17 protein-coding genes are annotated in these 20,313 nt (G+C 55.4%); 15 read left to right on the forward strand and 2 right to left on the reverse strand.

Annotated elements, in window-relative coordinates; all coding sequences use genetic code 11:
- Positions 1-27 precede the first annotated feature (27 nt).
- From ACFFT4_RS12985 to ACFFT4_RS12995, 3 genes are all read left to right on the forward strand, one after another.
- Entirely contained in the window at positions 28-2,355 is a 2,328-nt protein-coding gene (locus ACFFT4_RS12985; RefSeq protein ID WP_378048224.1) for a helix-turn-helix domain-containing protein, read from the forward strand.
- 75 nt (positions 2,356-2,430) lie between these two features.
- The gene (locus tag ACFFT4_RS12990) at positions 2,431-3,546 is read left to right on the forward strand and encodes a beta-propeller domain-containing protein (RefSeq protein ID WP_378048226.1); all 1,116 of its coding nucleotides are present in this window, start codon (positions 2,431-2,433) and stop codon (positions 3,544-3,546) included.
- A 3-nt stretch (positions 3,547-3,549) separates the two neighbouring features.
- Entirely contained in the window at positions 3,550-5,244 is a 1,695-nt protein-coding gene (locus tag ACFFT4_RS12995; protein ID WP_378048227.1) for a DUF8769 domain-containing protein, read from the forward strand.
- A 376-nt stretch (positions 5,245-5,620) separates the two neighbouring features.
- On the opposite strand, the gene ACFFT4_RS13000 is transcribed toward ACFFT4_RS12995, so the two are convergent.
- On the reverse strand, positions 5,621-6,472 hold the full coding sequence (locus ACFFT4_RS13000) for a MurR/RpiR family transcriptional regulator (RefSeq protein ID WP_378048229.1): 852 nt from the start codon (positions 6,470-6,472) through the stop codon (positions 5,621-5,623).
- A gap of 336 nt (positions 6,473-6,808) precedes the next feature.
- Here ACFFT4_RS13000 and ACFFT4_RS13005 point away from each other — a divergent pair, with 336 nt between their 5' ends.
- From ACFFT4_RS13005 to ACFFT4_RS13060, 12 genes are all read left to right on the forward strand, one after another.
- Complete coding sequence (locus tag ACFFT4_RS13005; protein WP_378048230.1) at positions 6,809-6,970, forward strand: XapX domain-containing protein; 162 nt, start codon at positions 6,809-6,811, stop codon at positions 6,968-6,970.
- Between the two features lie 80 nt (positions 6,971-7,050).
- Complete coding sequence (locus ACFFT4_RS13010; protein ID WP_378048232.1) at positions 7,051-8,367, forward strand: ABC transporter substrate-binding protein; 1,317 nt, start codon at positions 7,051-7,053, stop codon at positions 8,365-8,367.
- Between the two features lie 85 nt (positions 8,368-8,452).
- Entirely contained in the window at positions 8,453-9,325 is an 873-nt protein-coding gene (locus tag ACFFT4_RS13015; RefSeq protein ID WP_378048234.1) for a carbohydrate ABC transporter permease, read from the forward strand.
- A gap of 16 nt (positions 9,326-9,341) precedes the next feature.
- Positions 9,342-10,178: a carbohydrate ABC transporter permease gene (locus ACFFT4_RS13020; RefSeq protein ID WP_378048236.1), complete on the forward strand. Its 837-nt coding sequence runs from the start codon at positions 9,342-9,344 to the stop codon at positions 10,176-10,178.
- Positions 10,179-10,226: 48 nt separating this feature from the next.
- Complete coding sequence (locus ACFFT4_RS13025) at positions 10,227-11,036, forward strand: HAD-IIA family hydrolase (protein ID WP_378048238.1); 810 nt, start codon at positions 10,227-10,229, stop codon at positions 11,034-11,036.
- Positions 11,023-12,492 (forward strand): bifunctional metallophosphatase/5'-nucleotidase, encoded by a 1,470-nt coding sequence (locus ACFFT4_RS13030; RefSeq protein ID WP_378048240.1) that lies wholly within the window; start codon positions 11,023-11,025, stop codon positions 12,490-12,492. Before ACFFT4_RS13025 ends, ACFFT4_RS13030 begins: the two co-directional genes overlap by 14 nt.
- 21 nt (positions 12,493-12,513) lie before the next feature.
- The gene (locus tag ACFFT4_RS13035) at positions 12,514-13,368 is read left to right on the forward strand and encodes a metallophosphoesterase family protein (protein ID WP_378048242.1); all 855 of its coding nucleotides are present in this window, start codon (positions 12,514-12,516) and stop codon (positions 13,366-13,368) included.
- Entirely contained in the window at positions 13,369-14,544 is a 1,176-nt protein-coding gene (locus ACFFT4_RS13040) for a phosphopentomutase (RefSeq protein WP_378048244.1), read from the forward strand.
- A gap of 30 nt (positions 14,545-14,574) precedes the next feature.
- Complete coding sequence (locus tag ACFFT4_RS13045; protein WP_378048245.1) at positions 14,575-15,888, forward strand: pyrimidine-nucleoside phosphorylase; 1,314 nt, start codon at positions 14,575-14,577, stop codon at positions 15,886-15,888.
- Between the two features lie 86 nt (positions 15,889-15,974).
- Complete coding sequence (locus ACFFT4_RS13050) at positions 15,975-16,691, forward strand: MgtC/SapB family protein (RefSeq protein ID WP_378048437.1); 717 nt, start codon at positions 15,975-15,977, stop codon at positions 16,689-16,691.
- A gap of 191 nt (positions 16,692-16,882) precedes the next feature.
- Positions 16,883-17,902, forward strand: a complete 1,020-nt coding sequence (locus tag ACFFT4_RS13055; protein WP_378048247.1) for an ABC transporter substrate-binding protein — start codon at positions 16,883-16,885, stop codon at positions 17,900-17,902.
- 124 nt (positions 17,903-18,026) lie between these two features.
- Positions 18,027-19,604, forward strand: coding sequence for a helix-turn-helix domain-containing protein (locus ACFFT4_RS13060; protein ID WP_378048249.1), 1,578 nt, complete (start codon positions 18,027-18,029; stop codon positions 19,602-19,604).
- Positions 19,605-19,679: 75 nt separating this feature from the next.
- Here the strand turns inward: ACFFT4_RS13060 and ACFFT4_RS13065 are convergent, their stop codons facing one another.
- On the reverse strand, positions 19,680-20,210 hold the full coding sequence (locus tag ACFFT4_RS13065; RefSeq protein WP_378048251.1) for a hypothetical protein: 531 nt from the start codon (positions 20,208-20,210) through the stop codon (positions 19,680-19,682).
- Positions 20,211-20,313: the final 103 nt, after the last annotated feature.

Raw genomic sequence — 20,313 nt, forward strand, 5'->3', positions numbered from 1 at the left:
CCGTAACGGGACGAAGGGGGAGCAGGCATGAACCTGGCGAAAAATCGGAGGCTTGTGAAAGCGATCGGCATCTTGTCGATCGTCCTGTTCCTCCTGGTCTCTTCCTCGTTTTTCTTTACGTATTCGGTGTTCAACAAGCAGCTCAAGCGGCAGTTGGTCGATACGAACATGGAGCTGCTGGGTCAGCTCGATCACAAGCTGAAGCTTGCGCTGAAAAATATCGACAAGTCGGCTATCCAGCTGCTGAGCAGCGACGAGATCGTGCGCTTTTACGAGCACGAGCTCAATGAGCAGGAGGCCCGCAACAACGCGTTCCGCATCTCCAATCAGATCACGAACGCGATTCAGAGCATGGACAACGTCTTTTCGATCGACATCTACTCCTACGACAAGCAGCGGCTCGTCTCGGGCAACATTTTGACGGAGCAGGACCTGTCGGGCGAATTTCAGTGGATATCCGGGTTCGAGCAATTCGACGGGTTCGCGGAATGGCTTTCGACCCGCAAGGTGATGCTGAATCGTTCGACTTATCCGATCTATCGGAACGTCGTCACGCTCGTCCGCACGTATCCGCTCATTCATTCGCCGGGCGCACGCAAGGGGGCGATCGCCCTCAACCTCAAGGAGGACGCGCTGTTCAGCCTGATCCGCAGCACCGCGGAGAACGACGAGGGGCAGACGTTCGTCATCGACGACGAGGGCGTCGTCGTGCTGCATGCCGACAAGAGCAAGCCGGGCAAGGACATCAGCGAATTTCCCTATATCGGCCGCATTCTGGAGAGCGGGGAGGAGAGCGGCCATTTCGTGGCCGAGGTGGAGCAGACGGCCTCCTCCGTCTTCTACGTGCGAGACGATTATACCGGCTGGCAGATCGTCCGCGTCGTGCCCGAAGCGCAGTTTACGCGTCAGCTTACGCTGTTCCGCAATGCGGTGGCCGTGCTCGCGGCGGTGCTGTTCGTCGTGGCGACCGTCTCCGCCGCCGCGATCGGGCGGTGGACGTTCAAGCCGGTCAACCGTTTCGTGCAATCGATGAGGAGTCATCTGACCGCGTCGCCCAAGCACGGCGTTCGCAAATACAACGACGAATTCCATTATCTCGAATCGACGGTTCAGGATATTTTGGAGGACCGGGAGCAGCTGCACAAGCAGGTCGTCGAGAGCAAGCCGCTGATCAAGTGGCGGCTCATGAGCGAACTGCTGTCCGATCGCCGGATCAACCCGGCGGTGCTTCAGCCTTATATGGACATGCTGAACGTTCGCCTGGACGGCGACCGGTTCGTGGCCATGAGCATCGAGTTCGACAACCGGGGCGAGATCGCCTCTCCGCGGGATTTGAAGCTGTACGCGTACGCCTTGTGCAACGTGGCCGAGGAATTGATGAACGCCGAGAGCCGGGGCATCGCGGCCGAGCTGGACAACGGCAAATGCGCGGTCGTGATGATGTTCGCCGACGGGGACGACGGGGAGCGGCATTTCATGAGGGCGGTCGCCGTGGCCGACTTGCTGAAGAAATTCGTTCAGGAATATTTCGGCCGCACGATTACAATCGGCATCGGCGACCCGGCGGAGCGGCCGGACGACATCCACGTCTCGTACCGCCAGGCGCAGGAGGCGCTTCGCTACAAGCTGGTCATGGGCGGCAACTCCATCATTACGCGGGAGGATATTTCGACCGATCCGTCCCCGCAATTTTACCGGCTGTTCGCCATGATCGACGGCATCATCGCTTCGGTGAAGCTGCCCGACGCCGACAAGATGCGGACGCAGGTGCGCAGATGGTTCGACTCGATTGCCGAGAACGGCGTTCCGGCGGAGATGATCATGCAGCTTGTTGTGCAGTGCCTGATGAAGACCGCCACGGCCGCGGCGGAGATCGGCGTCGAGGCGGAGGGCGTGTTCCCCGAGCAGTATTTGGTCGAAATGCTGAACCAGTACGAGCAATTGGAGCAGTTGGAGCAGTTCACGGTCGGAGCGCTGGACAGCTTTATCGAGCGGATCAAGGGCAAGCGCAGCAGCAGGGAGCGCAACGACGTCATCGACAGGGCGATGCTGTACATTCAGGACAATTACATGCGCAGCGACCTGTCGCTGAACCTGCTGGCCAGCGAATTCCATATCAGCGTTTCGCACCTGAGCAAGCTGTTCAAGGAACAGCGGGAATGCAATTTTATCGACTGTCTGATGGAGATCCGGATGAACCACGCGAAGGAGCGGCTGGCCGGCACCGATGACAAAATCCGCGATATCGCGGAGCAGGTCGGCTATTCCAACGTGAACAGCTTTGTGCGGATTTTCAAGAAGATGACCGGCTTTACGCCGACGGAATACCGGGAGCGGCACGGCTCGCAGCGTTAGCCGGCCGCTCTCCGGCTTTACTAACGGAGAAGGCTTCGTCCCCGCGCGGAAAGCGGGAGGAGGATCAGGTGAGCCATGCTGACGATAAGAAGCTTCAAGGACCCGCATACGGGCGTTTCTATTCACGCCTTGGGCAAGGCCGGCGCCAATACGGGCCATAACTATTTCACGGCGATGACCTGGCTGTCGGACAGCCGCCGTCTTGTGCTGTATACGGACATCGACGAGACCAAAATGAGCGTCTGCGTCGCGGCGGATTTGCAGAGCGGAACCGCGGAGACGGTCGTCGAACGGGTTGAGTGGGCGCGGGGACTCGTATCGCCCCAAGACCGCTTCTACTATTACGAAGGACCCCTCATCCATGAATACGACCTGCGGACGGGGGCAAGCCGGACCGTCTGTACGCTGGCGGAGGACGCCGTCGTGTACGGGCCGCTGTCGATCACGAACGACGGCCGGACGATGGGCATCTATTGGCGCGAGGGCGACGCGTGGGTCATCGGTACGGTCGACACGGAGACGGGAAGCTTGACGGAGGCGGCCAGGCCGTCGTTCGCCGAGCCGTATCCGGTCGCCAACCACGCGATGGTCAACCCGGAGGACGGGCGGCTGGTGTTTTTCGCGCACGAGGGCAAAACCGAGCATATTCCGGATCGCATCTATATGGCGGACGCCGTTGGCGGGCAAATTCGCAGCGGCCACCGTCAAGCCCGGCTCGACACCGGCGCGCATGTGGAATACGTCGGACACGAGATGTGGGCGCCGAACGGAGAGCATCTGTATTTTGTCAAATATCCGCAGAGCCCTCTGAAGCCGACCGGCATTTACCGCGTGCACAAGGTTACGGGAGAGGCGGAGTTCGTCAACGGAGATTACGCCTATTGGCATGTCTCGCTCAGTCCCGACGGACGCTGGGCGGTTGCGGATACGATCGAGAGCGGGGAGACGAGCAAAATCGTGCTGATCGACCTGCGGGATCGCTCGTCCCGGCTGCTGTGCGAACAGCCGATGTGGGCAGAGCATCCCGGCCATCCCCATCCGTCGTTCAGTCCGGACAGCCGCAAAATCAGCTTTACGTTCGCGGACGAGAACCGTCATCTATGGGTAGGCGTAATCGAGAGAACGGCGGATTCCGAAGCTGCCGACGAAAGCGGCCGAAGGATCGAAGCGAAGCAAGGAGAGGAGCGCTGACAAATGGAAGCGACAATCGATCAACATAGGATGCTGCTGCGGGCGATCGAAGCGAAGGAGGGGGACTACAATCCGCAAATTCGCATGCTTCGTTCCCCTTTCAGCAGCCCGGGTTATCATACGACGATCAAGCAGGCCGAGACGATTCATTCGACCTACAAGTCGCTCGTTTACGCCCTCGGATTGCTGGATACGGAGGAGGGGAGGTACGAGCGGCGGGCTTTCGACATCATCGAACAGCTTGCGGGGATGCAGGACAAGGACCCGGGCAGCGCGACCTTCGGCATCTGGTCGTGGTATTACGAGGAGCCGCTGGAGCGGATGTCGCCGCCGGACTGGAACTGGGCCGATTTCTGCGGAAAAGTGCTGGTGCTCGCCGTCCTGCGCCACGGACATCGCTTTCCCGAGCCGCTGCGAGAGGAAGTCAAGCGGACGATCGGCAACGCCTGCGACGCCATTATCCGGCGCAACGTCGGCCCTGAATATACGAATATCGCCATCATGGGGGCGCTCGTCACGCTGATTGCCGGAGAGCTGTTTGAGCGGGAGGATTACAGCGGCTACGGGATGCGGCGGCTGGAGCGGATCGCTTCTTTCACGCGAGAGCGGCGGGCGTTCCAGGAATACAACAGTCCGACGTACACGTATGTCGCCCTGCTGGAGCTGGGCAAGCTGTCGACATCGACGCGCAATCCCGAAGCCAAACGGCTTGCGGACGAATTGAGCGACATGGCGTGGGACAGCGTGGCGAAGCATTTCCATGCGGCGACGGGGAATTGGGCGGGCCCGCACAGCCGCTGCTATCGGACGATGCTGGTCGACGAGCACAAGGCGTTCCTGCAACTGGCGACGGAAGGCGCTCTGAGCTTTTTCCCTTGGGAAGAGCTGCCTTACGAGGAGGGCTGGTACGGCATCGGCTTCCGCTGCCCGGAGCGATTCAGGGCGCAATTTCTGACGGCGGAGGTCCGGGACGTTCGCGAATGCTACGAGCCGGCGAGCGGCGGGGAGCCCGACAAGTGGGCGGTCACCCATATGACGGAGACGTACGCGCTGGGCAGCTTCAGCAAGGAAATCCTGTGGAACCAGCGGCGGGCGCTGCTGCTGTACGCGGACAACGGCGGCGAGCCGACCTATGCGCACTTTCGTTGTCTGCACGACGGCTACGACTTCTGCTCGGCCATTCTGCACGCGGACCAGGAGGGCGGCGAGCTGCTGTTCGGCGTCAGCTTCATCACGAACGGCGGCGATACGCATCCCAATCTCGACAAGACCGAAGGGGAGATTGAGGCCGCCGACTTCAGACTGCGGCTGGAGCTGGGCGGCTGCCTGGAGCGGGTCGAGGCCGGCGTGCAGGGCGATCGGGTGACGGTGCGCATCGGCGGGCTGACGCTGCGGCTGAGCTGCGGATACGCGGCATTCGGCGGCGAGCTGCCCCGCGAGTGGAACGTCGGGACCGATGAGAAGGACGGCATACTGTTCGTCGATCTGCCGATCTATGCCGGGCCGGCAAAACGAATCGACCTGCGCGCGCTCGAGCAAGCGGCGTTCCTGTTCGCGCTGTCCGTTGACGGTGAAGAAGGCGGCGCGGCGCCGCAAATCTCGACCGCGAACGGCACGCTCGAGGCCCGGGCGCAGCGCGGCGGCCGCGAATTGGCCGTGACGCTGCCTCTTCGTCCCGTGGAGCGTGCGGGACGCTAGCACCGAACAGTGCGGCATGAGACGTATTCTCCGTTAGCCCCCTCGGCGCAATAGGTTAGAGGAGGCTGTCCCATAAGACATTAGAGGCTCAACCCTATAAAATGATCTATTTAATATCATGGGAATATATCTCCTTTCGCTGCAATGTACCCCAGAAAGTGACGAGAAGCTTCGCAGCTTATTCCGATTACTTTCCGGGGACCCCGAAGCGCGGCCATGAAATGAGGAATCGATTAACCCGTAACAGGGTAACTTCATGACCGTATGAGGCAGGCGCTTCGCTCTACAGGAGATATATCCCCATTCTTTTTTTGCGTGCGCGCAATTCGATTCCCCCGCAGCGTTCTCCGTTTCTTGACCCCCCAGGAGCTTTCATTTAAAACCGCAATTGATTCAAAATATAGGTCATGCTGTCAAGGAGCGGCTCCGTTCGATCATAACGCCGTATGATGAGAGCGGTACACAAGCTGTCGATCAAGGCGATATGCGCGATGCGGGACGACACCGCTTCCTTCAATACGTCGGTTTCCGTGGATGAAATGACCAGCTTTTGGTCCACGACATCGAGCAGCGGAGAATTGTAGAAGCTCGTTATTCCGATAATTTTGGCTCCCTTTTTTTTGGCGATCTGCAGCGTTTCGATCGTATCCTTCGTGCGACCGGTATGGGAAATGCCGATCGCCACGCATTGATCATCAAGCAGATTAGCCGAAACTCTGCTGATGTGCGGATCCGTCGCGGCATAAGCGGGCAGGCCGATCCTCATAAAACGATAATAGGCGTCCTGCGCGAGCGAGGCGGACGTACCTACCCCGTAAATTTCAATTTTTTTGGCCTTGACCAGCAAATCGACGGACCGCTGCAGCTCCTCTTTGTCCAAAATCCGGATCGTATTTTGCAAAGTCAGTATGCTGGAGTTAAATACCTTTAAAGCGATAGAATAATCGTCATCGTCAAGCTGTATTTCCGCGGGGATCGGATAATGGGATTGCGAAACGGCTTTGGCAAGATTGATTTTCAGATCCGTAAAGCCGTTCAGACCGACAAGTCTGCAGAAGCGGACGATGCTTGAATCGGCAACCGACAATTTGGACGCCAATTGGGCAACCGTCATCGAGATCACCTCTTCCGGCTGAGCGAGAATGTAGTCCGCAATTTTTTTTTCCCCTTGATGCAAGGACGGCAATAAGCTTCGGATTATCACCAGGCTGTCTTTAGCCGAAGACATCGATTCATCTCCTTAACGTTCAATTATGTTTTTAAGTATAAATGTAAATCCAGTATAACGCTTTAATCGGAAAAATAATTTTACGTCCTGGTTATTCCCGGTTTATTTGGGGTTTACAAACCGAGGATATGCTAGTATTATCGACTTGCAAGGAATATAATTCAATATAAATTTTATTTTAGAGAATTTTATTCCTTGGTTATGGTTGAGATTACAGTCAACAACTCAAGAGGATCTGATTATTCGGCAAATTGCGTTGGGAGGTGAAGCCTGTCGAGGAACGAGACAACGGCTTAGCAGACATTCTTAGAAAGTAACGTTCGAGGAGGTCATCGTTTGAAAGCGATCGCATTATCGCTTCTATGCGGAATGATTGTTGGAGCCTTGTTTAAGTATTTTCGTTTTCCTATTCCCGCTCCGACGACAATTGCCGGAATTATGGGGATACTTGGAATATGGCTTGGCGCATCGATTGTAACGAAGTTTATGGAATCGTAAATGAAGAGAATATATGAGCACGCCGGCATGCTGCGAAATTCGAGCCTTAACAAGATTGGATTCAGAAGGAGAGGTTAAACATGAAGGCAAGGAAGAGAATAGGACATCTGCTGCTGACCGCGGCGCTGGTTGTCGCGATTTCGGCTTGCGGCAGCTCTTCGAAAGAAGGAGAAGCGGCGGGAACGTCGGGAAAAACGGCTGCGGAAACGGTGCGGCTTTCGTTTATGACGACTTGGTCCGAGACGGATCCCTACTCCAGCTTTTATTATGATTTGGTTATGGAATTCATGAAACAAAATCCCGATATCAAGATCGATATTCAGATGACCCCCTATATCGATTATCCGGTTAAGCTGAGCACATCGGCTGCGGGCAACCAGTTGGCGGATCTGATTTTAATGATAAGAGGCGGATCGCAATTGGAATCGATGGTTCATACGGGATTGCTCATGCCGATCGATGAGGTTATGAACCGGTGGCCCGAAGATTATTTGAAAGCCGACCTCATTCAAGACTTCAACGTAGATGGAAAGCAGTATGGGATTCCAAGCGAAATCTCATACCACTCGATTATCTTTTATAACCAAAAAATATTGAAGGATGCAGGGTATTCCAGCTTTCCGGCTTCATTCGAAGAGTTTGAAAAATTGATCATGGCACTTAAGGCCAAAGGGATTACGCCGATTTCCGTCGGCAATGCGAAAGGCGCGGCTCTGATGGATTCCTATCTGTCTCCGCTGAATGCAAAAATTTCGGGCAAAGGCGTGTATGAAGCCCTCTTGTCCGGCCAAAAGAAGTTTACGGACGCCGACTTCGTAGCTTCGCTGGAGAAAATTAAAGAACTGTTCGAAATGGGAGCTTTTAACGTCGATCTCAATAACATCGACAATGTGCAGGCTACGGATTTGTTCCTTACGGGACACTCGGCAATCTATATAGACGGCAATTGGGCCGTGAAGCAAATTTCCTCTTCCAAAGCGGAGGACTTCGAAGTCGGATTCGCTTTGTTCCCGCAAGTCGAAGGGGGCAAAGGCGACGTATCCGTCACAACGGGCGCAACGAACATGGCGATCGCGTTGAATGCCAAGCTGGATGAGACCGAAAAAGAAGCCGCCGTGAAATTCCTGGACTTCATGTACAGCGAACAGGCTTATCAAAGCGTCATCCGCGCAGGAAACCTGGTGCCTGCCAATGTGGCCGTACCGGAGGATCTCGATCCCCTGTTCCAGGAGATGTCGGAAGCGTTGAAGAATGTGGCCGAGGTATACAAGCCTTTCTTGAACGCGATGCCGCCTGCAGTGAATACCGCAGCGCAAAACGGACTGCAAGGGTTAACGGTAAAGAACGGACCGACTCCCGACGAGCTGGCTAAAACCTTGCAAAAGGAACTGGAGTAAAGTCAAAAACAGGATCGGGCAATCGTTCGACATTCATTCGGGGGTGTATGGACTTCATGCACCTCGAATTCTTTTGGAGGAGCTTATGCAGATTTTTTTTCGCAGAAAGTCGCTCATCATCGCCGGACTGACCCCTTTATTATCCGTATTTACGCTATTCGTAATCGTCCCCATTGCCGGTTCCTTTTATTTCTCCTTTTTTTCATGGGACGGGTTTTCCCCGCGGCAGTGGGTGGGGCTCGATAATTACGCGAAGCTGATTCAAGACTCTATCTTTTGGAATTCCATAAAAAATAATCTTTACTTTGTTGGCTTTTCGATTTTCTTCGAAATTCCGTTAGGGTTGTACTTGGCGATTGTTTTGAACGGAAAAATAATTCGGCGAAGCGGTATTTTCAAAACCGTATTTTTTATGCCGGTTGTCATCCCGACGGTCGTGCTCGCGCTAATTACCAACATGGTTCTCAATTATCAGATCGGGCTGGTTAATACTTTGCTCAGGCAAGTCGGATTGGGGGATTGGGCGCGCAACTGGCTCGGAGATCCGCAGTTTTCCATCCTTTTGCTTTGTTTTATCGTCGTATGGCAGTATACCGGTTTATTCATGGTGATCTTCCTGGCAGCGCTGCAAAACGTACCCGATGAAGTGCTGGAAGCGGCGGAAATGGATGGCTGCACGGGAATGAAAAGAACGCGGCTGATTACGGTTCCCATGATCACCGATACGATACTGGCATCCATGGTGCTGTGTATCAGCGGCGCTTTGCGCACTTTCGAGTTGATCTATGCAACGACGAACGGCGGACCGAATAATGCGACCGACGTGGCGGCGACCTATATGTTTAACCAAACGTTCGTCTCCATGAAGTATGGATACGGGAACGCTATCGCTTTTTTTACGTTATTGATCAGCCTGCTCTTGATCTTGGCAAGCTACGTTTTTTTCAGAAAACGCTGAAGAGGGGATCGCAGAAATGGGATTTCGTAACCGGGTGCCGATCGCCTATCGCGTGCATCGGATCGTGTTTGCCCTATTATTGCTTCTGAATGTATACCCGATCGTCTGGTTAATTCTCAATTCCTTCAAGACGGAGAAGGAATTGTCGCTCAACCCCGTAGGCCTTCCCAAGGAATTGCTGTGGAGCAACTATGCGCAGGCTTGGAAGACGGCTCATTTGGGGACTTATTTCTTGAACAGCATAGTCGCAGCCATTCCGGCCGTATTGATCACCTTATTGATCGGGGCGTTGGGCGCTTTCTTTATAAGCCGGTTCGAGTTCAAGTTTAAAGGCGCCGTACTGCTGTATTTATCGTTAGGCATGCTAATTCCGATCCAGGCCATGCTTGTTCCGCTGTTTATCGAGATGCGGATTTTCGGACTGCTGGATTCCTGGTTCACGTTATGGTTTCCCTATGTTGCTTTCAATCTGTCCATTACGGTTTTTATCCTGGTCGGATTTATGAATTCCTTCCCGCGGGAAGTGGAGGAAGCGGCCATTATCGACGGGTGCGGAATTATGGGGATCTTTTCCCGAATTATCCTGCCCACTCTTCTGCCCGCTCTTGCCACGGGGTTCGTCTTAAATTTCTTGTACAACTGGAACGATTTTTCCTTTGCGCTGGTGCTCATCAACGATGACAAATTAAAGACGCTTCCGCTTGGTCTTGCGAATTTTTCGGGGGCGTTTAATCGAAGCTACTCGGTTCAAATGGCCGCGATTACGCTCGTACTGGTTCCGACCTTGCTCTTCTATGTTTCGGTTCAGAAATATATCACTTCCGGCATGACAGCCGGAGCGGTCAAAGGATGATCGCACACGCTCCAGGCGTTCATCGGGAAAGGGGAATCATTCAAAATAATGAATTTCGATGCATATGAAAGCTTTATATTCGATTTGGATGGATGTTTATATTCGGGGGATACGCCTTATCCGGGCGCAGCGGATCTAATTTCCTATCTGCTGAAGCTGGAGAAACAAGTGTTTTTCCTGAGCAATAATTCGACGGAAACGTCCGAACAGGTTTTGGGGAAATTAAGCAGATTGGGATTTCAAACCGGCGGTACGACGGCCATCGTCGCTACAGAGCTGATCGGCAAGTATATTTATGAAAATCATGGCCTTTCCGTCGTTTCGGCGATCGGTTCCGGTGTATTGGAAAACAGCTTGCGGGATGTCGGACACCAGGTCGTCGCGCTCGACGGGGACAGGCATGTCGATTTTATCGTGCTGGGCCGAGACGAAGCGTTTTCTTACCATAAATTAACGGTTTGCGTAAACAGAATGTTCGCGGGAGCGAGGTTGATTACAACCAATCCCGATTTATATCACCCGGGACTTCATGGCTTAAGGGTTCCTGAAACGGGGGCGCTGCTTGCCGCGATTTCGGCAGTCAAAGGCGAGAATCAGGTCGAATCCATAGGCAAGCCCCACCCGTATCCGTTCCAGACGATCGTGAATCTGACAAACGCCGACCGCAGCAAATGCATCATGATTGGGGACAACCTGCTGACTGATATTAAGGGGGGAGCGGAATTCGGGATGGACACGGTATGGATTTCCCACGAGAACGTCTTACCGGCGGATACCCGGATTCAACCGGATTTTATCTACGCCTCGATAGCCCAATTTTACGATTTCCTGAAGGATGAACTGCATGGCAGACCGTGAAGAACTGCTGACGATCGATATTGTGGCCCTGTCCGACTTCCTGGGCGAGTTGGAAGGGGATACCGGAACGGGAGCCGCTTTATTGGCCGCTTATATGAACGATTTCAAACAACGGAATCCGGCTGGCACCCTTATTTTGGACGCTGGCGACGCGTTTCAAGGTTCATTGTTATCGACGGCATTCCGAGGCCGGCCCGTCATCGAACTCATGAATGCGATTGGATACGATGCCATGACGGTTGGCAACCATGAATGGGATTGGGGTGTCGAGGAATTATTGGAAGTGATGAAGCCGGCCCGATTCCCTTTGTTAGGCGCCAATATCTGCCTGTCGTCCGGCGAAAGAGCGCCTTGGGCGGCTCCCTATCATCTGATAGAGAGGTCCGGGCTGCGAATCGGCATCGTAGGCTTCACGACGATAGAAACGCTTCAAGTAACCTTAAAGTCGAAATTGAAGGGGTATACGATCTGCGAAGCTCGTGATATCGCGGACGAGATTTTCAGGGAAGTCAAGAATAAAGGCGCCGACATCATCGTCGTATTGGGGCATCTTCCGATTTACTGCAGCCCGATAACGCCCGATTATTATGGCGAGCTGGTGGAGCTCGTACGCGAGTTTCACCCTTATATCGATGCGGCAATCGGGGGACATCATCTATCGCCCTGCCGATTGAACATTGAAGGCGTGCCCCTTGTCCAGACGGCCCCCAAAGGGACAATGCTCGGCCATATTCGACTCGTGTACGACAAAAGCGTCAACCAAGTGATTCAATGCGAATCCGAGTTGATCGATCTCTCCAGCAATCCGAAGGGATTGGAGCCGGACAAAATCATTGACGGCCTTGTGCGGGATTACCAAACGCAATTGTCGGGCCGATACTCCGAAGTCATCGCGCGAACCGCCGAACACTGGCCGGTTGCCTATGAGCGCCAGATGGCCATTGGAAGCTGCATTACGAATGTTATGAGGGAAAAAACGGGGGCGGATTTGGCTTTCTTTAACGCGTACGGCATCGTGGCGGGAATAGGGCCGGGTCCCGTTCGCATGGAGCATGTTTATAACGTTTTGCCTTATGAGGGCAATCGTATCTTGGTTGGCCGAATGCGCGGAGAGCAGATTTATCGCGTCATAGAACAAAGTCTGACCCTGCAAAAAGGGCTGCTGCAACTATCCGGCCTGAAGGTGGTCTACGAATCCGATTCGACAGGCGGCAAAACGATTCATACGATCTACGACAGCCGACATCGCGAACTGAAATCGGACGGCTGGTATACGGTGGCCGTAAATGAATTTTTAGGCGATGGAGGAGACGGATACGACGTCCTTGCTCACATTCGATGGGAGAGCGTTCGGGCCGACATTCGCGAACTCCTTGCAGCGGATTTTCGCGGCAAGGGATCGCTTGAACCGGGTCTCGATCATCCCTATATCGACCGGTCCCAATCTTGGATGTAAAACGAAGGAGTGGCTTGCGAGATGCTGCGATTAGCGATCATGGGCGATCTGCATTATGCGAGGACGGAGCGAATCGAAGGTTTATCCGGGCTGCGCGCGGTTCAAGAACGATTTCTGGACACCTATTTCCGGCATTTCTTTGGAGAACCCGCGGATGGGTATATATCCGTTGGCGATCTTACGCATACCGGAAGTTTGCAGGAGTACGAGGACGTATATCGCAAGATGGGAGATTCCCGCCCAAGATTCATGCAGGTGCTGGGAAACCATGACGTCCTGGACAATTCAAAAGATAAGGTGTTGGCCTTTCTGAAACAACCCGCTTATCACAGTATAACGACGAAAGAAGCCACGCTGTTGTTTTTGGATACGACTCGGGAACGAAGTCCCGATCATTCCGACGGAAGGATGGATGATGAACAATTGCGGTGGCTCGAATCCATCGTGGAACAAAACGAATCCCAGCCCCTTATCCTTTTCGCGCATCACCCGATCCGCGGAACGACGGCATTTTCGGAACGCGATCAGCTGTTCGTAAACTCCGAAAGACTGGAGGAGATCCTTCAACGCAGGAAGGGCACGGCTCTCTATCTGAATGGACATAATCACGTGCATTCCGTTTATCGGCAGGGGAATTGGCGCTATATTCAAACGGCCGCGTGTCTGGCAGCGCCGTCCTATCGCATCGTTACGATCAGCGGCAACCGTATTTCCGTGAAAACGCGCGTACTGTCCGATGGGGATTTAAAACAGTACGGCTTGCAGCTGGAAAAGGAGCTTCTGTATTTTCCCGACGCTGTCCGGCCCGTTCCTTCCCGGGAGGATTTGGAACTGGAAATCGATTTGAGCGCCGAAGGCATCGGGGGGAGCGCGTAAGTGAGTTTTGACCGTATTTTTCTTATTGTCCTGGATAGCGTGGGAATCGGCGAATTGCCCGATGCCGATCTATTTCACGACACAGGAGCCCATACGCTCGGACATATCGCCGAAAGGATCGGAGGACTGAACGTACCCAACCTGCAAGCGATGGGGTTGGGGAACATTGCGCCCCTTATGGGGGTGAAGTCCGTCGCTGCCCCGCAAGCCCATTACGGGAAGATGCTGGAGAGCGCTCAAGGGAAGGACACGACGACCGGCCACTGGGAAATGATGGGCATTGAAATGAAGACTCCTTTTCGCACCTATCCGAACGGGTTTCCCGAACGTTTGATCCAGGACCTTTCCCGGGCCATCGGTCGCGGCATCCTGGGGAATAAACCGGCTTCCGGTACGGAAATCATCGAAGAGCTCGGCGAACTGCACATAAAAACCGGGGATGCGATCGTTTATACCTCCACGGACAGCGTTTTGCAAATTGCCGCTCACGAGGACATCGTTTCCCTGCCGGAGCTGTACGAAATATGCAGAACAGCCAGAGAGTTGACGTTAAAAGACGAATATGCAATCGGCCGCGTCATCGCGCGTCCGTTCGCCGGCGAACCGGGCAGCTTCCGAAGAACTTCCCATCGCAAGGACTACTCCGTTAAACCTCCGGAATCGACGGTCATGAACGCTTTGGTCGAGCAGGGATTTGAATCGCTGGCCATCGGCAAAATCTCGGATATTTATGCCGACGAAGGCATAACGGAAAGCCTGAAAACCGCTTCCAATAGGGAAGGGGTAGATAGATTGCTGGAATGCATGGGCAGGAATTTCACAGGCTTGTGTTTCGTCAATCTGGTAGATTTCGATTCCCAGTTCGGGCATAGGCGCGATCCGATCGGTTATGGCAGAGCTCTGGCGGAGTTTGACGGCCGACTGCCGGAAGTGGTCCGAAAAATGGGCGATCGCGATTTGTTGATCATCACCGCTGATCACGGCAACGACCCGACTTTCCGGGGGACGGATCACACGCGCGAATACGTTCCTTTATTGATCTATCATCGTCGCCTTACGAAAGCGGCAAATCTGGGCATTCGGAAAACTTTCGCAGACATCGGGGCGACCGTTGCCGCTAATTTCGGCGTTAACTTGCCGACAACGGGAACAAGCTTGCTGGAGGAAATAGATTGATTGGGCTTTTGCCTGGAAGGAGAGAACGGTATGAGAATGGTGGACCTGATTCATCAAAAGAAACTGGGGAACGCTCTGTCGGAGGAAGAAATCGGGTTTATGATCCGCGGATTTACGGAAGGAGATATTCCCGACTATCAGATGGCCGCGTTTTGCATGGCTGTGTTTTTCAAGGGGATGGAGGACCGGGAGATTGCTTCCCTGACCTCGGCTATGGCGCGCTCCGGCGATCTCCTGGATTTATCGGGAATAAGCGGCAAGGTCGTAGACAAGCACTCCACGGGAGGGGTAGGGGATAAAACGACCTTGATCGTGGCTCCCCTTGTTGCCGCCGCCGGCGTTCCCGTAGCCAAAATGTCCGGGAGGGGGCTTGGGAATACCGGTGGAACAATCGATAAGCTGCAAGCGATAGAAGGCTTTCAAGTGGAGCTGACCATTCCGCAGTTCATTCATCAAGTCAACAACATTCAATTGGCTTTAGCCGGTCAGACCGGGAATCTGGCTCCGGCGGATAAAAAAATGTATGCGCTGAGAGATGTGACGGATACCGTCAATTCGATTCCGCTGATCGCCAGCTCGGTCATGAGCAAGAAGATCGCTTCGGGAGCGGACGGGATCGTTCTGGACGTGAAGGTCGGCTCGGGAGCGTTTATGAAAAGCATCGGGGAAGCGAAACGGCTCGCCGAGCAAATGGTGGCCATCGGTAAGAATTTAGGCAGGGAGACAGTCGCCCTGATTACGGATATGAATCAGCCGCTTGGTTATGAGATCGGGAACGCGAATGAAGTCAAAGAGGCGATTGACGTGCTCCGAGGCCGGAACGTCGAAGACCTGAGAACTCTATCGATTACGTTGGCCGCGCATATGACCGTCATAGCCGGACGGTTTTCGAATACGGACCAGGCCTGCGAGGAGTTGGAAAGGATACTTGATTCGGGCTTGGCCTTTGACGCGTTTCTTCGATTCGTAAAGGCGCAGGGAGGGGATGCGGGCATGGTCGAAAATCCGCGCTTGCTTCCCCAGGCTCGTTATCACCGGGCGATAATAGCGCCGAAAGCCGGTTACATTCAAGCTATGGATACGGACAAAATCGGTCTGGCCGCCATGATGTCCGGCGCAGGGAGAAAGAAAAAGGAGGATTCGATTGATTACGCCGCCGGAATTACCTTAAATAAAAAGCTTGGCGATTGGGTGGATCAAAATGAACCGCTATGTGTTCTGCATTCCAACGCGGAGCATGTACCGGATGCGGAAAAAGCGCTGCAGGAAGCATTCACTGTGAGTGCAGAGGCGGTGCCGAAAACGCAATTGATTTACGATGTCGTGACAAGTGCGAAGCGATAGCGAGGTGAGGGTCGTTGCATTGGCTGGACAGCTGGTTTGCGAGCGAATCGATATGGCGGATTACCTTCCCGGAGCTTGCGCTTAGAATGACGGTTGCGATCGTACTCGGCGGCCTGATCGGTATAGAAAGAGAGTGGAATAACCATCCTGCCGGCTTTCGCACGCACATTCTCGTATGCCTGGGATCCGCAACTCTTATGATTTTATCCATTTACGGCTTCTCGGAATTCATAGACGAACCGAACATCCGCATAGACCCGGCGCGCCTTGCGGCGCAAGTAGTGAGCGGCATCGGATTTCTTGGCGCGGGAGCGATTCTGCGCAATGGCAGCATGGTGACCGGCTTGACGACCGCCGCCTCTGTCTGGGTGGTGGCATCGATAGGGCTTTGCGTAGGCGCCGGGTTTTATAAAGGCGCAATCAGCGCCTCCGTTCTCGTCCTGATCAGCTTGCATCTGTTCAATCGCTGGGAGAAGCGGTGGATGAAAAACAGAAGGTATCACAACGTCAGTATCAAGATCATGGAAGTCCCGGAAGCGATGCCGGATTTGATGCAGCTCTTCGGACGGAACGGCGTCGTGGTCAAAAGCTTTAAAGCCGTTCCGGAGCCCCGGCAGAAGAATGCGACGAATATGCAATTGACGCAAATCAATTTTCAGCTGAAAATTGCCGATTTCACCAAGCTGTTCGATATCTTTACGCAGGCGGCGGCGTTTCATCATGTGCAGACGATCCAATCCTCCGCGTACGAATATCGCAAAAGCGAACGAGCAGCCGACCTCGGAACGTCGGCACGCCTCTGAAAGACTCGGATGCGCCCGGGGCCGCGCCGTCGTCCGGGCCCATTCGGACAGCCGCAATCGACCCGGACGTTTTGTACAAAAACTCCGACGAGAATGTGCATTGAGAGTTCCGCTTCCTTTCCGTAATATTGTCCGTGTGGTAATTGAGAATGAATATCAATTACAGCGAGACTACGGAGAGGGGATTCATCATGTTGGCAAAAACAAACAAAGCCGCGGCGCTCGCCCTGGCTATTCTATTGGTCGCGGCGCTGGCCGCCTGCGGAGGCAAGTCGAACCCGGAGGTTTCGTCTTCGCCGGCGCCGGCCGCCGAATCGCTGTCCGCGCCGCCGTCGGCATCGTCGTCCGAGCCGTCGCAGGAGACGCGAGACGATGGGGACACGAGAATCGTGACGGACGAGTTTGGCGAAGTCGAAGTACCGGCGCATCCCCAGCGCGTCGTCGGAGTTTACGTCGAGGATTACTTGAAGGCGCTCGGCGTGACGCCGGTCGCACAGTGGTACCATCCGCTGTGGGGCAAGCAGGATTACCTGGATCTGGACGTTCCGCTGTTCGACACGACGGGAAGCATCGAGGCGCTGCTGTCGTACAACCCCGATCTGATTATCGTGGACGGCTCGGTGGACAAGGAGAAGTACGAGACCTACTCGAAGATCGCGCCTACCTACCGGCTGCCGGAAAGCGTGCTGCAAAGCTCGCCGGACATTTTGAAGGTCGTCGCGGACGTGCTTAACCTTCCGGAGAAAGCCGAGCAGGTCATCGCCGACTACGAGAGCAAGGTCGCCGACGCGAAAGCGAAGCTGGAGTCGGCCGTCGGCAACGAGAAGGTGGCCGTCGTCCGGGTGAACGTAGGCGAGAAGACGCTTGCCCTGTTCGGGGTGAAGAACCGCTACGCGGGCGTCATCTATACGGAATTCGGGCTTGAGCCGATTCGGATGGCCGCGGAGATGACCGATTTCCAGAGCATTATCTCCGAAGAGGTTATTCCGGATCTCGGCGCCGATCACATCATCTTCATTCCTTCCAACGGCAGCTGGGACACGCCGGAATACCAGGAGGACTTTAAGCTGCTGGACAGCCCGCTGTGGAAATCCGTCCCCGCCTTCCAGAAGGGCAATATTTACAAGGTCGAACGGAGCCATTGGCAGAGCGGGGCGATTACGGCCAATTCGATGAAGCTGGACGATCTGCTGAGGCTGATGGTGAAATAATAGGGCGATTCGGGAAGGGCTTTTCAATGACGATCATTGAAGAGCTCTTCTTTTTCTTATACACTGATAACACGGATTGAAAATCATTCTCAGTATTGCTGCGAGGATAAAGGGGCAAGAAGTTATGCAGGACGCAACGGCGCGGCTGAGAGCTTCGGCGCGGTACGCGATACGATCCATCGTATTTCGGAGGGAGGAGGCGTTCGCGGAGCGGACGACGGCTTTGGATTCGCGCTTCGCGCTCGTTGCGGTAACCGCGGGAAAAGGGAGGCTGGTCGTCGACGGGGCGGGCTGCGAGCTGAAGCAGGGCAGCGTCCATCTGGTCGAACGCGGAAGAACGCTGAGATTCGAGGCGGGAGCCGACGGCTTAAGCCATTATCTGCTTGGCTTCGATTCGTCCGAGGAGGGCGCGCGCGCCGGAAGCCTGCTCCCGACCGGAGCTTTGTGCTGCACGCCGTTCTCCCAATGCCTGCTGCTGCTCGACGCGCTCTACCGGCAGCGGGAAACGCAGGACGAGCTGGAGGCGTTCGAGAACCAGATCCGCTTTGGGGAGCTGCTGGTTTTCCTGGGCAAGCAGAACCGCTCCGCCACCTTCGAAGCCCGAATCAGGCAGGAGGTGCTGCGCACCGCCGCAGAGCTGCAGAACCAATACGCGCTGCCGCTGACGGTGGATCAGCTGGCCGCGTCGGCCGGCACGACCCGGGCGAAATACACGCAGCTGTTCAAGGAGCTGACCGGCCAGCTTCCGCTGGAATTTCTGAACGGGCTGCGGATAGAGAAAGCCCAGCAGCTGCTGGTGCTCACGCAGGACAAGCTGGGCGATATCGCCCAGGCGGTCGGCTATAGCGACGAGTATTATTTCAACCGGCGCTTTAAGCAGGAGGCGGGCGTCACCCCGGGACAGTTCCGACGCAGGCGCCGCAATCCGGATCGGGCGTTCGCGCCGTTTCTGGAGGATTTCCTGGTGGCGCTGGACATCAAGCCGGTCGTGCAGTTTTACGATCGGATCTGGGGCATGCAGGACTATCTCGGCCTGCGCGACGTTCCCGGCTTCGACCTGTCCGCCGGCGATTGGGACGCGCTTGCGGGTTATCGGCCCGAGCTGATCCTTCTGGACGGGGGCTACCGACGCTGGAGTCTGGAGCGGTGCCGCGGCGTCGCCCCCGTCCTCCGGCTGCCGGCGACGGCCGAGGACTGGAGGGAGACGCTGCATACGATTGCGGCCGTCTTCGGAGTCCAGGACCGGGCCGCAGAGGCGATCGCGCGATACGAGAACAAAGCGGAGCGGGCGAGAGCGGCGCTGTCCGTCGCCTGGCGCGGAAGCCCGCCGTCCGTCGCCGTGCTGCGCATTTCCGAGCTCTCGGTCTATTTGTACGGCGGCAGCCGGCTCGGCTATACGGGGCCGGTGCTCTACGGGGATTTGGGCTTGAAGGAACCGGCTTTGCTCGGACGCTTGATGCCGCACGAACGGAGAGCGGCCGTCGAGCCGGAGACGTTGGCCGGGCTGGACGCCGATCACCTGTTCATCACGTTCGACAAGCGGGAAGGAGAAGGGCGGCAGCTGCTCGATTCGCCGGCGTGGGAAGCCCTTCCCGCCGTCCGGAAAGGGCAGGTGCACGAGGTCGACTTTTTCTCCTGGATGAATTACGGAGTGATGTCCCATCAGCGTAAAATCGAGGACGTGCTGCGCCTATTGGGTTAGCGGGGGACCAATATCCGACCGGTCGAGTCAACGCCGGCTGCCGCGCCCGACTTCCGGTTTCGGCCGCTCGCAGGGTCAGGCCATCCAGAACCGGATCAGCCCCGATACGGCGAAGACGAACAGGACCGTTCCGGCGCCGATGCCGGTAATCGCGCTCTTGGCCACCTGCAGCCTGGGGGAGACGAAGTAGCCGACGACGGCCGCCGCCACGAGAAGCGCCGCCAGAACATACAGGCTGCGATCCTGGAATACGCTCTGCAGGCCGATGAAATGAATGCCGACGATGAAGGCGATCCATGGGGCGACATCGCCGGCGCGTTTCAACCGGATCAGAATAAAAGCGCCGATGCCGGCCAAAGCAAACTCGGCGTATACCGAAATCAAATAGTTGCCGAAAGCGGTTTGCTCCGACAAGGCGGACGCGGCATCCCAATTCGTCGCGCTGAGATAGACGCCGACCAGGCAGATCAGCATCGCCGCTCCGGAGGCGGCGCCCAAATATTTTCGCCAGCCGGCCCGCGGACCCTCCTGCGCCCAGCCGAACCAGACGAAGCTGAACAGTCCGAAAATCGAGGCGTACATGGCGTAATCTCTTATATATTCCACTGCTTCATTCGCCTCCTGCGCGATGGGGATAGTTGAGTCTACTATAAAGGAACAAGGGAATGTTTGCCACCCGTTTCTTCCGTATGGAAGGGGATGGCGGACG

It is taken from the genome of Cohnella cellulosilytica (genome assembly GCF_042431195.1).
In the GTDB taxonomy this organism is placed as follows: Bacteria; Bacillota; Bacilli; order Paenibacillales; family Paenibacillaceae; genus Cohnella; species Cohnella cellulosilytica.

Coding starts and splice junctions, on each gene's coding strand:
- ACFFT4_RS12990 (WP_378048226.1), top strand. CDS start 2,431: ATGCTGACGATAAGAAGCTTCAAGGACCCGCATACGGGCGTTTCTATT.
- ACFFT4_RS13035 (WP_378048242.1), top strand. CDS start 12,514: ATGCTGCGATTAGCGATCATGGGCGATCTGCATTATGCGAGGACGGAG.
- ACFFT4_RS13025 (WP_378048238.1), top strand. CDS start 10,227: ATGAATTTCGATGCATATGAAAGCTTTATATTCGATTTGGATGGATGT.
- ACFFT4_RS13030 (WP_378048240.1), top strand. CDS start 11,023: ATGGCAGACCGTGAAGAACTGCTGACGATCGATATTGTGGCCCTGTCC.
- ACFFT4_RS13015 (WP_378048234.1), top strand. CDS start 8,453: ATGCAGATTTTTTTTCGCAGAAAGTCGCTCATCATCGCCGGACTGACC.
- ACFFT4_RS13050 (WP_378048437.1), top strand. CDS start 15,975: ATGACGGTTGCGATCGTACTCGGCGGCCTGATCGGTATAGAAAGAGAG.
- ACFFT4_RS13010 (WP_378048232.1), top strand. CDS start 7,051: ATGAAGGCAAGGAAGAGAATAGGACATCTGCTGCTGACCGCGGCGCTG.
- ACFFT4_RS13045 (WP_378048245.1), top strand. CDS start 14,575: ATGAGAATGGTGGACCTGATTCATCAAAAGAAACTGGGGAACGCTCTG.
- ACFFT4_RS12995 (WP_378048227.1), top strand. CDS start 3,550: ATGGAAGCGACAATCGATCAACATAGGATGCTGCTGCGGGCGATCGAA.
- ACFFT4_RS13000 (WP_378048229.1), bottom strand. CDS start 6,472: ATGTCTTCGGCTAAAGACAGCCTGGTGATAATCCGAAGCTTATTGCCG.
- ACFFT4_RS13020 (WP_378048236.1), top strand. CDS start 9,342: ATGGGATTTCGTAACCGGGTGCCGATCGCCTATCGCGTGCATCGGATC.
- ACFFT4_RS13060 (WP_378048249.1), top strand. CDS start 18,027: ATGCAGGACGCAACGGCGCGGCTGAGAGCTTCGGCGCGGTACGCGATA.
- ACFFT4_RS13055 (WP_378048247.1), top strand. CDS start 16,883: ATGTTGGCAAAAACAAACAAAGCCGCGGCGCTCGCCCTGGCTATTCTA.
- ACFFT4_RS12985 (WP_378048224.1), top strand. CDS start 28: ATGAACCTGGCGAAAAATCGGAGGCTTGTGAAAGCGATCGGCATCTTG.